Annotated in this window: 13 protein-coding genes; 7 read left to right on the forward strand and 6 right to left on the reverse strand. The window is 69.9% G+C overall.

The window, feature by feature from the left end; genetic code table 11:
- The first annotated feature begins 12 nt into the window (after positions 1–12).
- Together ACIA6A_RS29650 and ACIA6A_RS29655 are read left to right on the forward strand one after the other, a co-directional pair.
- Positions 13–225 carry a type II toxin-antitoxin system HicB family antitoxin gene (locus tag ACIA6A_RS29650; protein WP_396101209.1) on the forward strand — a complete coding sequence of 71 codons (213 nt, stop codon included), beginning with the start codon at positions 13–15 and terminating at the stop codon, positions 223–225.
- Positions 222–446, forward strand: coding sequence for a type II toxin-antitoxin system HicA family toxin (locus ACIA6A_RS29655; protein ID WP_396101210.1), 225 nt, complete (start codon positions 222–224; stop codon positions 444–446). The genes ACIA6A_RS29650 and ACIA6A_RS29655 overlap by 4 nt, the downstream gene beginning before the upstream one ends.
- A 74-nt stretch (positions 447–520) precedes the next feature.
- Here ACIA6A_RS29655 and ACIA6A_RS29660 read toward each other — a convergent pair whose 3' ends face one another.
- On the reverse strand, positions 521–2,170 hold the full coding sequence (locus ACIA6A_RS29660; RefSeq protein ID WP_396101211.1) for a beta-1,3-glucanase family protein: 1,650 nt from the start codon (positions 2,168–2,170) through the stop codon (positions 521–523).
- Between the two features lie 140 nt (positions 2,171–2,310).
- Complete coding sequence (locus tag ACIA6A_RS29665) at positions 2,311–3,849, reverse strand: ricin-type beta-trefoil lectin domain protein (RefSeq protein WP_396101212.1); 1,539 nt, start codon at positions 3,847–3,849, stop codon at positions 2,311–2,313.
- 212 nt (positions 3,850–4,061) lie between these two features.
- Here ACIA6A_RS29665 and ACIA6A_RS29670 point away from each other — a divergent pair, with 212 nt between their 5' ends.
- From ACIA6A_RS29670 to ACIA6A_RS29685, 4 genes are read left to right on the forward strand one after another with little or no spacing between them, the layout of a single operon-like run.
- Positions 4,062–5,213 (forward strand): NAD(+)/NADH kinase, encoded by a 1,152-nt coding sequence (locus tag ACIA6A_RS29670; protein ID WP_396101213.1) that lies wholly within the window; start codon positions 4,062–4,064, stop codon positions 5,211–5,213.
- The gene (locus tag ACIA6A_RS29675) at positions 5,210–5,503 is read left to right on the forward strand and encodes a UBP-type zinc finger domain-containing protein (RefSeq protein WP_396101214.1); all 294 of its coding nucleotides are present in this window, start codon (positions 5,210–5,212) and stop codon (positions 5,501–5,503) included. Before ACIA6A_RS29670 ends, ACIA6A_RS29675 begins: the two co-directional genes overlap by 4 nt.
- 18 nt (positions 5,504–5,521) lie before the next feature.
- Entirely contained in the window at positions 5,522–7,180 is a 1,659-nt protein-coding gene (locus tag ACIA6A_RS29680) for an FAD-dependent oxidoreductase (protein ID WP_396101215.1), read from the forward strand.
- Positions 7,181–8,653 (forward strand): ATP-binding protein, encoded by a 1,473-nt coding sequence (locus ACIA6A_RS29685; protein ID WP_396101216.1) that lies wholly within the window; start codon positions 7,181–7,183, stop codon positions 8,651–8,653. It abuts the gene before it with no gap.
- A 101-nt stretch (positions 8,654–8,754) separates the two neighbouring features.
- Here ACIA6A_RS29685 and ACIA6A_RS29690 read toward each other — a convergent pair whose 3' ends face one another.
- A complete protein-coding gene (locus ACIA6A_RS29690) occupies positions 8,755–9,213 on the reverse strand; it encodes a MarR family winged helix-turn-helix transcriptional regulator (RefSeq protein WP_396101217.1) in 459 nt (152 codons plus the stop codon).
- Positions 9,214–9,303: 90 nt separating this feature from the next.
- Between ACIA6A_RS29690 and ACIA6A_RS29695 the strand changes: the two genes are divergently transcribed.
- Positions 9,304–10,380: an epoxide hydrolase family protein gene (locus ACIA6A_RS29695; RefSeq protein WP_396101218.1), complete on the forward strand. Its 1,077-nt coding sequence runs from the start codon at positions 9,304–9,306 to the stop codon at positions 10,378–10,380.
- A 68-nt stretch (positions 10,381–10,448) separates the two neighbouring features.
- Here ACIA6A_RS29695 and ACIA6A_RS29700 read toward each other — a convergent pair whose 3' ends face one another.
- Genes ACIA6A_RS29700 through ACIA6A_RS29710 form a run of 3 tightly spaced genes read right to left on the reverse strand, consistent with a single transcriptional unit; the run spans position 10,449 to position 13,217 of the window.
- Positions 10,449–10,952 (reverse strand): DUF664 domain-containing protein, encoded by a 504-nt coding sequence (locus tag ACIA6A_RS29700; protein ID WP_396101219.1) that lies wholly within the window; start codon positions 10,950–10,952, stop codon positions 10,449–10,451.
- A 27-nt stretch (positions 10,953–10,979) separates the two neighbouring features.
- Positions 10,980–11,843 carry a hypothetical protein gene (locus ACIA6A_RS29705; RefSeq protein WP_396101220.1) on the reverse strand — a complete coding sequence of 288 codons (864 nt, stop codon included), beginning with the start codon at positions 11,841–11,843 and terminating at the stop codon, positions 10,980–10,982.
- A gap of 51 nt (positions 11,844–11,894) precedes the next feature.
- Positions 11,895–13,217 carry a nitrate/nitrite transporter gene (locus ACIA6A_RS29710; RefSeq protein ID WP_396101221.1) on the reverse strand — a complete coding sequence of 441 codons (1,323 nt, stop codon included), beginning with the start codon at positions 13,215–13,217 and terminating at the stop codon, positions 11,895–11,897.
- Positions 13,218–13,256 lie beyond the last annotated feature (39 nt).

Raw genomic sequence — 13,256 nt, forward strand, 5'->3', positions numbered from 1 at the left:
CAGACTTTGGGTATGACGCGTGAACTGCACCTGACGGCTGCGATCACACATGAAGGTGAATGGTATGTGGCTAGGTGCCTTCAGGTTGAGGTCACCAGCCAGGGTGAAACCGTCGAGGAATCGGTGGACAACCTTCGCGAGGCCCTCGAGCTTTACTTCGAGGATGTCTCCGCCCCCGATATCACCGAGGTGATGACCGCACTGGTGGAGGTTCGTATCGCATGAGCCCCGCCGTACCTCATGGCCTGTCCGGTCCCGAGGTGGCCAAGGCGCTTGAGCGAGCAGGCTTCAGCTATGTCTCCACGCGAGGCAGCCATGGTAAGTACCGATCGGGTGATCGTACTGTCATGGTGCCTCTGCATCGTTCTCTCGCGCCGGGCACGCTGCGGTCCATCCTTCGCCAGGCCGGCTGGACCGTCGACGACCTCGAAGTGCATCTCAAGTAGTGGCGCCGAAGACGGGTCCGGCGCGCCGTCCTGGTGGGGACGACGCGCCGGTTTACCACCCCTGGTGAGGTTGGTCAGAAGGCCGTCATGATGATGCCGGCCTGGCGGGGGTCGCCGCTGTGGACGAGGGATTCCTGGTTCTGGACGTCGTCGAAGGCGAAGGCGTAAGCCTTGCCGTCGACCATCTGGTCGTGGATGACCTTGGCGTAGTGGTTGGTCGGCTCGCCCTTGTAGAAGTCGGCCGCCGTGCCGCTCGGCTGGGTGTCGAGGGTGCCGAGGGTGGTGCGCTGCATCGCCGCGCACAGGGTCCGGGCGATCGGGCCGACGACGAGGTCGTTCGGGGCTCCGAGGGCGCCGTCGCAGCCCCAGACGTTGGCGGTGGACGGCTTCGTGAAGGACGCGACCGTTTTGCCCGTACCATCCGTGAAGTTCATGATGTTGCCTGCGGTCTTGCCGAAGAACTTGGTGTTGGGCTGGTCGCCGAACGGGACCACCGTCAGAGTTTTGCCGGTGTAGGCGTTCCAGGCCTTGGTGATGTACGGGTCCAGGTAGGTCGCGCTCATCAGGCCGGCGTCCGCCGCCTTGCCGGGAGCGAGCACCCGCAGGACCGTTCCGTCCGCACCGGTCACGACGCTCTTGGCGAAGTCGGGCTGGGCCTTGATGGTGTCGATGACCTTCTTGCGGCCGCCGGCCTTCACCTCGCCGGTCTTGCTGGTCTTTCCGTCGCCGCCCTGGACGCTGACGATGTGCGGGACCGCGAACATGTCGACCTGGGAGCTGTTGAGCCAGAGGCCGGAGTCGTTGAGGGTGAACTCGCTCCAGTCGAACAGGATGTCGTGGTTCGGGTCGCCGCCGGCCCAGGGTGCGGGCTGGACAAGGCCGTCGTTCGTGAGCCGGAAGTCGAGCTTCTTGCCGAACGACATGTAGAGGCGGCCGGAGAGGTTCTTCGGCATCTTGATGGTCGTGCTCGCGCCGTTGGCCGGGCCGGGGATCGACACGTCGGGGGCGGGCACCGGGGTGGACGCTCCGCCGGTCCACGCGGTGAAGGTGCCGGCGCTGTTGACATAGCCGAGCTTGCCGGTCGTCAGGTTGACACCCAGCAGATACAGGAAGACGGCATCCGTACGGCCGGTGTTGTTCGTGACGTTGACCGGCAGCACGTTGGAGGCGGGCGGCGGGCTGGTGTTGCCCGTCGGCGGCGTCGTGGTCGGAGCCTTGGTCGGCGCGGTGGTCGGAGCCTTCGTCGCGGAAGAAGAAGTGGTCGGCGCGACCGTGGGGGGCGCGGTCGTCGGCACCGTCGGGGCCGTGGTCGGAGCAGCGGTGACCGCCGCGCCGCCGCCGCAGGGCTTGCCGTTCAGGAGGCAGTTGAGCGGGGTGCCGCCGGAGCCGACGAAGCCGAACTTCGTGGTGGCGTCAACGGCGACGTTCCCGTTCCAGGAGCGGCTGGTGAAGGTCCGGTGCTGGCCGCTGGCGGTCATGTCGGCTTCCCAGAAGCTGCCGATCGTGCCGCCGGTGGGCAGGTCGAACTCGACCTTCCAGGACGACATGACGCTCGGGCCGCCGTTGGTGATGGCCACTTCGCCCTGCCATCCGGTGCCCCAGTCCGAGGTCTTCGAGAAGACCGCCGTGGTGGCGGCCGCGGAGGCCGGCATGGCGATCCAGGCGGTCCCCGCCGCGGCCACCACGGCGGCGACGGAGAGGATGAGTGTTCGCTTGCGACGCATGTGGGGGACTGCCTTCAGTACGGGGGATGAGCGGGGATCCCGTAATTATTAGGAGTCCTAACTGCGGCCGGGCTTAATTAAGGAGATCATTAAAGTTCCCCTAAACAGGGGTGGCCGGACGACCACCCCTGAAGGGTGCGTCAGGCCCTGCGCCACTTCTGGTTGGCCGTGCCGGCACACTCCCAGAGCTGCAGTTTCGCGCCGTCCGCGGCGCTCTGGTCCTTGATGTCGATGCACTTGTTCGCCTGCGGGTTCACCAGGTCGCCGGCCGCGGACAGCACCCACTGCTGGGCCGGGTTGCCGCTGCACGTGACGATCTGGATGGCCGCGCCGTTGGCGGTCGAGCCCCACGCGACGTCCAGGCACTTGTTGTTCGACGTCTGCAGTGTGCCGTTGACCGCCATCCAGCGCTGGGCGCCGGTGCCGTTGCAACCCCACATCTGCACGAGTACGCCGTCCGAGAAGTTCGAATTGGGCACGTCGATGCACTTGTTGTTCAAACTGCTGACCAGCGAACCGGCCGTGCCGCCACCCGACGTGGTCAGCGAGAGGCCGTAGACGCCGAGGATCTCGTTGACCGGCTGGAACCACGTGGTGCCGCCGCTCGTGCAGTTGCCGGTCACGCCCGAGGTCACGCCCTGGGCCTGATTGCCGGAGATGACCGAGCCACCCGAGTCGCCGGGTTCGGCGCACGCGCTCATCCGGCTCAGCCCGTACACCGCGCCCTGGGCGTAGTTGACCGTCTCCTCGCGGCCCTGCAACGTGCCGCAGCGCCACTGGGTGGTGCGGCCGGAGCGGCAGATCGAGCTGCCGATCGCGGCGTCCTGCGAACCGGAGACCAGCACGTTGCCGCCCGCGTAGTTGTTCACCCAGGGCTGCGGCGTCCAGTTGCTGTTCGTACGGATCCAGGAGTAGTCGTTGCCCGGGAAGCTCGACCCGGCGAACGTGCCCTGCGCGACGTTGTTGTTGCCGAGCGTCGGGCTGTTGACGCCGCCGCAGTGCCCGGCGCTGACAAAACCGCCCGCGACCGAGAAGCCGACCGAGCACAGCGTGTTGCCGTTGATGACGTACTGGTCACCACCGCGGATGTCGTACACGGTGCGGGGTGCCTCGGCTGCGGTGCGCACCTCGACACTGCCGGCTCCGCTGTCCGCGGCGAACGTGCGCGCGGCGGCTTCCGAACCCGGGGCCGCGGTGACCACGACGGTGTTGCGCTCGACGTCGATGTACCAGCCGTGGATCGCACCGCCCTTCGCGCGGGCGGCGTTGCGGTCGAGCCCGGCCCGGGCGGCCTTCAGGTCGGCGGTGCTGCGGCTCACCAGCTTGGGCACCGCGCCCTCGGCGCGGACCTGCGCGGCCTTGCGCTTGTCGGTCACCGCCACGGTCAGCCGGTCGTCACCGTCCGCGATCCAGGCTCCCGCGTACGCGGAACCGAGCGCGATGGTCAGCCTCCGCTGGATGACCGGGGCGGCGGCCTCGGTGGCGAGCCGGGCGGAGAGTTCGTCGGCGCTGAGGCCGAGGTCGCGTTCCAGGGCGGCGACCATGCCCGGGGTCATGGCGAACCCGGGGGACGAGGCGGGCGCCGGGGCGGGTTCCGCCGCGTGGGCCGCCACGGGTACGCCCGCAGCGAACGTGAGCGCCGCGGCGGTGCCGCCGAGCGCTGTGAGGACCTTTGACATGGGGGAGTTGTCCCTCCGCTGAGCTGGGGATGCGGGGAAGGAGAGCGCTCTCTTCATTGGAGCTTGTCGATGTATAACCAATCTGTCAAGAATGTTGCCGGAGGGAACACGCCGGGACCGGTTCCGGGGCTCTCGCCGTTCCCGGGCCGACGTGCAAGGCTGAACGCTGACGTCGGGGCTTCGATGAGCGTGGGGTGTGTCGGGACATGGGCATGATCAAGGTGGTGGGGCTCGTCCTGCACCCGCGGCGCGACTGCGGCTCCGCGATCAACGCGATCGTGAGCTGGGCCCAGTCGCGGGGCGTGACGGTGCTCGGTCTGCACGACGAGATCACCCGGATCGACTGCGACGCCGTGGCGGTCTCCACCGAGGAGATGGTCGAGCGGGCCGGGCTGCTGGTCAGCCTCGGCGGCGACGGCACCATGCTGCGCACCATGCGCCTGGTCGAGGGCCGCAAGACCCCGGTCCTCGGCGTCAACGTCGGCCGGCTCGGCTTCCTCGCCGAGGTCGACCTGCCCGACCTCGCCGGCGCGCTCTCCTCGATCGACGAGCACAAGTTCACCATCGAGTCGCGTACTGCTGTGCGCACGGTGCTGCCCGACGGCAAAGAGGTCTCCGCGTTCAACGACATCGCGCTGGTCCGGGTCCCCGGCGACGGCCTCGCCCACGTCGGCATCAACGTCGAGGGCAGCAACTTCGTGCGGTACGCGGCCGACGCGGTCATCGTCGCCACCCCGACCGGCTCGACCGCCTACAGTTTCTCCGCCGGCGGCCCGATCGTCTCGCCGAACGTCGAGGGGCTGCTGGTCAGCGCCGCCGCCGCGCACTCGTCGTTCAACCGCTCACTGATGCTCTCGCCCGACGAGCAGCTCGAGCTCGACGTGGCGGCCACCAGCGGCCGGCTCGCCATCGAGGTCGACGGCATCATCCAGGGCTACGCGGCCCCCGGCGACACGCTGCGGATCATCCCGGTCCCGGCCGCCGCGCAGGTCATCCGCTTCGGTCGCACGTCGTTCTACGAGCGGGCCCGCCGCAAACTCCGGGTCGAGGGCAGCGCCCAGGTCGGCGGCGGCGACCCCGGTGACGCCGTGGTCGTGGACAGCTTCGAGAATTCCCGCTACGAGGTCGTGCTCGGCGGCGAGATCGCCGGCATGCTGCACTACCGCCGGCACGGCGACGCGGTCGAGCTCGCCCACACCGAGATCGACCAGGCGTTCGAGGGGCGTGGCCTGGGCGGCCGGCTCGCCTCCGCGGCCCTGCGCGACGCCCGCCGGCGGGGCACCCCCGTCAAGGTCAGCTGCCCGTTCGTCATCGGGTATGTCGAACGGCACGACGAATACTCCGACCTTCTGGAGACGACATGAGTTCCGCTGTCTGCACCCATCTCGACGAGGCCCAGGACGTCCAGCCGTCCGGGCAGGGCTGCGTGGAATGCCTCGCGAGCGGTGGCACGTGGGTCCATCTGCGGGTCTGCATGACCTGCGGCCACGTCGGCTGCTGCGACTCCTCGCCCGGCAAGCACGCGACCGCACACTTCCACGCCGAGTCCCACCCGCTCGTGCAGTCGTACGAGCCGGGGGAGGACTGGTGGTGGTGCTTCCGTGACACCGTGGCTTTCAAGGTCGCCGATTCCCCCACCTTCACCTACGGCTGAGTCAGAGGAACTGAATTCATGGGCCACCCCGCGATCCTGACCGTCGATGACGACCCCTCGGTGTCCCGGGCGATCGCCCGGGACCTGCGCCGCCGGTACGGCGAGAACTACCGGATCATCCGGGCGGCCTCGGCCACCGACGCCCTCGACGCGCTCAAGGACCTCAAACTGCGCGGCGGCCGGGTCGCGGTGATCCTGGCCGACTACCGGATGCCGCAGATGAACGGCATCCAGTTCCTCGAGCAGGCGATGGACCTGTTCCCGAACGCCCGCCGGGCCCTGCTCACGGCGTACGCGGACACCGACGCGGCGATCCAGGCGATCAACGTGGTCGACGTCGACCACTACCTGCTCAAGCCGTGGGACCCGCCCGAGGAGAAGCTGTACCCGATCATCGACGCGCTGCTCGACGCGTGGCAGGCCACCGGCGACCGCGAGGTCACCGACATCCGGGTCGTCGGGCACCGGTGGAGCGAGCCGTCGTACCAGATCCGGGACTTCCTGGCGCGCAACCTGGTGCCGTACAAATGGTTCTCGGCGGACGAGCCGGAGGGCCTGCGCCTGCTGGAGGCGGCCGGGGTCGGTCCCGAGTCGATCCCGCTCGTGGTGACCGCGGACGGCCGGGCGATGCAGAATCCCACCACCCTCGAGGTGGCCGAGGCGGCGGGCCTGTCGACCGCGCCTGAACGGGACTTCTACGACCTGATCATCGTCGGTGGCGGCCCGGCCGGGCTCGGCGCAGCGGTGTACGGCGCCTCCGAGGGCCTCAAGACCCTGCTCATCGAACGTACGGCGGTCGGCGGACAGGCCGGGCAGAGCTCCCGCATCGAGAACTACCTCGGGTTCCCCGACGGGATCTCGGGCTCCCAGCTCACCGACCGGGCTCGCCGGCAGGCCGGCAAGTTCGAGGCCGAGGTGCTCAACACGCGCGAGGTCACCGGTCTGCGTACCGACGGCTCGGCCCGGACGTTGACGTTCGCCGACGGCGGCGCGGTCTCCGCGCACTCGATCGTGCTGGCCACCGGCGTCGCCTACCGCCCGCTGGTCGCCGACGGCATCGCCGGCCTGACCGGCTCGGGTGTGTACTACGGCTCGGCGTCGACCGAGGGCCCGTCCTGCGCGGGCAGCGACGTCTACATCATCGGCGGCGCCAACTCGGCCGGGCAGGCCGCGCTGTTCTTCTCCCGGTACGCCCGCAGCGTCACCCTGCTCGTGCGCGGTGACTCGCTCGAGGCCTCCATGTCGTACTACCTGATCCAGCAGCTCAACCAGATCGAGAACATCCACGTGCGGACCCGCTGCGAGGTGGTCGGCGCCGAGGGCAACGGGCACCTGCAGGCGATCACGATCTGTGACAGCAAGAACGGCTCGGTGGCCAGCGTCGAGTGCGGCTACCTGTTCATCTTCATCGGCGCGGAACCACGCACCGACTGGCTCGACGGGGCGGTCGCCCGCGACGGCAAGGGCTTCGTCTACACCGGGCCGGATCTGCTCCAAAACGGCACCCGTCCGGCGGGATGGGATCGCGACCGCGATCCGTTCTACCTGGAGTGCAGTGTTCCCGGCATTTTCGCCGCCGGCGACGTCCGGGCCAACTCGGTCAAACGGGTGGCCTCGGCGGTCGGCGAGGGCGCGATGGCCGTCACGCTGGTCCATCGTTACCTGGAGGCACAGTAGATGTCCGACATCGCGGCTGAGGAAGTCACACTCGCGCCCTGTGAACCCGGCAAGCTGACGCCCGCCGAGCTCAAGACGCTGTTCCTGTTCGAGAAGCTGACCGACGAGCAGCTCACCTGGATCGCCGAGCACAGCTGCACCATGCACGCCCCGGCCGGCTCGCTGGTGCTGCGTGAGGGTGACCCCGCCGACAAGTTCCTCGTGCTGCTCAGCGGCACCATCGCCCTGACCCGCCGGATCGGGCAGGACGACGTGCAGACCAACCGCACCGAGCAGCGCGGTGTGTACATGGGCGCGGTCCAGGCCTACATCCGGGACGAGGGCGTCGAACGCAAGTACATGACGTCGGCGCGGGCGCTCGACGACACCGACTTCTTCGTCATGGCCGCCGACGATTTCGGCCAGATGATGCGCGACTGGTTCCCGATGGCGATCCACCTGCTCGAGGGTCTCGCGCTCGGCATGCGCAGCAGCCAGGCCATGATCAGCGAGCGTCAGCGGCTGATGGCGCTCGGCCAGCTCTCCGCCGGCCTCATGCACGAGCTCAACAACCCGGCCGCGGCCGCGTCGCGGGCCACCGGGGCGCTGCGCCAACGGGTCGCCGGCATGCGCCACAAGCTGGGCATGCTCGCCGCCGGCAAGGTCGCCCCGGAGCGTCTCGACGCGCTGGTCGAGCTGCAGGAGGACGTCATCGAGCGGGCCGCCAAGGCCCCCGCGCTGACCGCCATGCAGACCGCCGACCGCGAGGACGAGCTCGGCGACTGGATGGAGGAGCACGACGTCACCGGCGCCTGGGACATCGCCCCGGTCTTCGCCCAGGGCGGCCTCGACGTCGACTGCCTCCAGGACATCGCCACCAAGCTGCAGGAACCTGAGCTGCTCGACCAGGCCATCCACTGGATCGCCTACGCGCTCGAGACCGAGCAGCTGATGAGCGACATCGAGGACGCCACCGGGCGGGTCTCGTCGCTGGTGCTGGCCGCCAAGCAGTACTCCCAGCTCGACCGCGCCGCCCACCAGTGGATCGACGTGCACACCGGGTTGGACAGCACGCTGGTCATGCTGGGCCACAAGATCGGCGACGGGGTCAGGATCGTCAAGGACTACGACCGCGCCCTGCCCCAGATCCCGGCCCACCCGGCCGAGCTCAACCAGGTCTGGACCAACATCATCGACAACGCGGTCCAGGCCATGAACGGTGCGGGCGCGCTGACCGTGCACACGTACCGCCACGACGACTGGGTGATCGTCGAGATCGGCGACACCGGCCCGGGCATCCCCGAGGAGCTGCGCAAGCGGGTCTTCGAGCCGTTCTTCACCACCAAGCCGGTGGGCGAGGGCACCGGCCTGGGCCTCGACATCTCGTACCGCATCGTGACCAACGGCCACGGCGGCGACATCATCGTCCGCTCGCAGCCGGGGGACACCCGCTTCCTGGTCAAGCTCCCCATCACGGAGCCGTCCTCCCGCTGAGGGATCTAAGAGGACGACAGCGGTGCCAGGGAGCCGTACCATCGGGTCAGCGGTGGGCGGCTCCCCGCGGCGCTTCCTTCTCTATCTCGACTGCACCGCTTTCACTGCCAGGGTTGTTCGGGGGCGCTGGATCGCTGGTGGTGATGCGCCAGCAGCTTGGCCAGCAGGCCGGTCAACTGCTCCCGCTCCGCCGGTGACAGGGGAGCCAGCAGCTCGTCCTGGCGTTCGGCCAGCTGCTTCTCCAGTTGCCGCAGCCGGCTCTCGCCCGCGGCGGTCAGGGAGATGACGTTGCGCCGCCGGTCGGCCGGATCCGGGGCCCGCTCGACCAGGTTGCCGTCCGAGAGCTCGTTGACGGTCGCCACCATGTCGCTGAGGTGGATGCCGCTGCGCCGGCCCAGCGTGGCCTGGCTGGCCGGGCCGTGTTCCGCCAGCGTCGCGAGCAGTCGGTAGTGGTATCCGCGGGCGCCGACGGCCGTGAACCCGTCGGCGATCAGGCGGCTCGCGTGGGCCGCGGTCCGGTTCAGCAGCCAGCTGGGCAGGCTCTCCCACGGCTCATCCATCGGGCCAGTCTAGAGAATCGTTCGGGGCACCAACGAATACGGTATCGTTAGCCGCATAAACGTTCGTGCGACTAACGAAATGGGCCGAGCATGATCACGCCGTTCCGCATCGCCGTCCCGCAGGCAGACCTCGACGACCTGACCGACCGGCTCGCTCGCACCCGATGGCCCAACGAGATCACCGATGCCGGGTGGGACTACGGGTTCCCGCTGGCCCGCCTCAAGGAGCTGGCCGATCACTGGCGCACCGGCTACGACTGGCGCCGGCACGAGGCGGAGCTGAACGAGCTCCCGCACTTCACCACCGAGATCGACGGACAGCACATCCACTTCGTCCACGTGCGGTCCGCCGGCCCGGACGCGCCGGCCCTGGTCCTCACGCACGGCTGGCCCGGTTCGTTCCTCGAGTTCCTCGACGTGATCGAGCCGCTGTCACGCGACTTCCACCTGGTGATCCCGTCCATCCCGGGATTCGGGTTCTCCGGGCCGACCCACGAACGCGGCTGGGACATCGTGCGGGTCGCGCGGGCCTGGGACGAGCTGATGCGCCGCCTCGGCTACCGGCGCTACGGCGCGCAGGGCGGCGACTTCGGCGCGGGCATCTCCCTGGCGCTCGGCGCCGTGGCGCCCGAACGGGTCGCCGGGGTGCACGTCAACTATCTGCCGACCCGGCCGGCGCCGGAGGCCGGCATCACGCTGTCCGAGTCGGACGAGGCCCGGTTGGACAAGGTGCGGCAGCTGATGGCGAACCGCCCGCCCTATCAGGCGCTGCAGGCCACGACCCCGCAGACCATCGGGTACGCGCTGACCGACTCCCCGGTCGGTCAACTGGCCTGGATCGCCGAGCGGTTCGCGCGGTGGACCGGGCCCGGCACGCCGATCAGCGACGACCGGATGCTCACCGACGTCTCGCTGTACTGGCTGACCGCCACCGCGGCGTCCTCGGCGCGGCTGTCCCGCGAGGCCCCGCGCCGGGTCGAGCCGTGCCCGGTGCCGGTGGGCGTGGCGGTGTTCGCGCACGACATCACCCAGTCGGTACGACCGCTGGCCGAGCGGTCGTACGACATCCGGCACTGGTCGGAGTTCGACCGCGGCGGCCACTTCGCCGCGATGGAGGTGCCGGACCTGTTCGCCGCGGACGTCCGGGCGTTCTTCAGCTCGCTGTGACCGGTGTGCCGGTCATGCCCGGGTGGTCGGGGTTCCGGGTGACGACATCCTGGCCGCGATCGACCGCCTCAGGAGATCAGGCCCCTGACGTAGGCGGCCTGACCCGCGTGCTGGACGTCGTCGTCGAGGATGCTGATCAGGCGGACGGCGAGCGTGACCGGGGGATCCCAGGCCTTGTCGACCACCCGGTCGAGGTCTTCCGCCGTGATGCCGGCCATGTAGGCGATGGTCCGGTCGTGGACCGCCCGGTAGTAGTCCAGCAGGGCCTCGGCGCTGCGTGGGCGGACCCCGGCGACCTGCTCCGCCGTGTGCCCGTATCCGCTGTCGTCCGGGTCAGGGGTCAGGCCGAACGAGGCCGCCCAGTCGCCGGACGCGTAGAGCTGTTCCTCGCCTAGCAGTTCGGCGATGTGGCTGTCCTGGACCCGGGTGAGGTGCCAGACCAGCCACCCGACCGTGTTGGCGCCGGGTGCCGGTGGGGTGGCGAGCTGCTCCGCGGTCAGGCCGTGGACGGCTGTCTCCACCAGGTCGGGGAGGCGGCCGTAGGCCTCGGTCAGCAGGTCGTTCGCGTTCATCTCGCCACTCCCATCGGTCGGTCCGGGTTACTCCGTCGCTGCGGGGGCCGGCTGCCCGCCGGACTTGCTGCTGTCCTGCTGCGTGCTGCTGTCCTGCTGGGTGCCGCTGTCGCTCTGGTCACCGGTGCCCGTGCCGCTGTCGGTCTGGTCACCCGTGCCGCCGGTCGGCTGGGTGTCCGAGGGGGCGCCGGTGGTCGGGTCGGCGGTCGGCCCGGTCGTCGCGTCCGGCGCCGGCGAGGAGCTGGCCCCGTCGCTGGGTGCCGTGCTGGCCGCTGCCGACGGGTCGGTGGCCGGGTCACCGCTCTCGTCCGGCGCGGGTGCCCCGGACGGTGAGGTCGACGTGGTGACGGCCGGCCCGGAGTCCTTGTCGTCGTCCTTGTTGTCGCTGCTCAGGCTGCCGATCGTCGAGCCGCTGCCGGTGCTGTGCCCCGTCGTGAACTGGGACAGCGGCTGACCCGCGACCGCTTCGACCGCGAAGATGGCGCCCATGGCGACGATGAAGACCGCCGCCGCACCGACCAGGACCGGCTTCCACCGGATCGACCGGGCGGCCGCGGCTGAGGACGAGGTGCCCTGGTCGTCCTCGGGAACCGTGTGCGCGGGGTTCTCCTCCTCGGTCGCGGCGGCCACCGTCGGGGTGCCGATCGCGGCCGGGGCCCGCACGAACGTGGGCGCGACCGTCGCCAGGTGCTTGGTGCCGCGTTTGAGGGAGTTGTTGAAGAGCTCCGTCCCCACGGAGCCGATCACGCTGGCCATGGCCGCTCCGGCCAGGGTGCCGGCGACTCCCAGGAAGGAGCCCAGCACAGCGGCGGTCACCGCCGCGAGCGTACCCGCGACGACCTTGCTGACTTGGATGCCGGACCACAGGCGGTCCGGTGCTTGCTCGGTCATGTCCTCCTCGCCTCGTGCTGTCGATGTTTGTCGCATTCGGACGCGAAGCCCTCAGCTTTTACCGATGCGCTCGGCGCTAAACCACCCTCGGGCGGCCAGTGCCTCACGCAGGGGGCGCACGTGCACGCCCTCGGCCGCCATCCGTCGCCGGACGAGCCGGCGGGTTCGAAGGATACCCACGACACCGATGGCCATCAGTGCGTACTGCACCGACATGGCCACCTTGAAGTCTGATATGTCGTAGTCCGTCCGCCCGCCGGTGCGGGCGTCCAGGATGAGCCCGACCAGCAGGATCGTGATCAGCGAGGCCACGAAACCGCCGACGTTGACGATGCCGGTCGCGGTGCCGAGCCGGTGGGGCGGGTTGAACGTACGGGCGAACTCGAAGCCGATCATCGAACCCGGGCCACCGAGCGCCAGCGCGACGACCAGCACCACGAGCACCGTCATCGGTGCGCGGCCCGGCCAGACCAGCACCAGGCCCCAGCCGAGGGCGTTGGTCGCGACGACGGCCAGCACCACCCAGGAACGGCGCAGCGGGTGGCGTTGCACCATTACCCCGATCAATGGCGCGCCAACCATGCCGACCAGGACAAAAAGGGTGAGCAGGGTGCTCGCCGTGCCCCGGGACACGCCCTCGCCGGCCACCAGGAACGGGTATCCCCAGATCAGCGCGAACACCGTGCCGGGGAACTGGGTGCTGAAGTGGGTCCACAGGCCCAGCCGGGTGCCCGGATGCTTCCACGCGGTGGTCAGGTCGGTGCCGAGCCGCCGGGCCGAGATCGCCTCGCCCGCGTTGATCCGCCGCTCCGGGTGGTCGTGCAGCGCCACCAGCGCGAGGATCGCGACGAAGAACCCGGCGGCCGAGGCGCTGATGAACGCGGTGGTCCAGCCCGGGCCGGCGAGCAGCGCGGCCAGCGGCACGGCGCTGAGCACCTGGCCCAGCTGGCCGATGATGCCGGTGAACTGGGTGACGACCGGCACCCGCCGGGCCGGGAACCACTGCGGCACCAGCCGCAGCACGCTGATGAACGTCATCGCGTCACCGGCGCCGACCAGGATCCGCGCGGTCACCGCGCCGCCCAGCCCGTCGGTGAACGCCATCAGCGCCTGGCCGCTCGCCATCACCAGCGCCCCGGCGACCACCAGGCGCATCGAGCCGAACCGGTCGAGCAGCAGGCCGACCGGCACCTGGAGCCCGGCGTACACGAGCAGCTGGAGCACGGCGAACGAGGCGAGCGCGCCGGCACCGATCCCGAACCGGTCCTGGGCGTCGAGCCCGGCCACGCCGAGCGACGTGCGATGCAGCACGGCGACGATGTACGCGGAGAGGCCGACGGCCCACACCGCCCAGGCACGGGCACCGCCACGCATCAGAAACTCCGTCCACTCGTCGTGCTGACAACCTTTCTC

The organism is Actinoplanes sp. NPDC051494, from assembly GCF_044454705.1.
Taxonomy (GTDB): domain Bacteria; phylum Actinomycetota; class Actinomycetes; order Mycobacteriales; family Micromonosporaceae; genus Actinoplanes.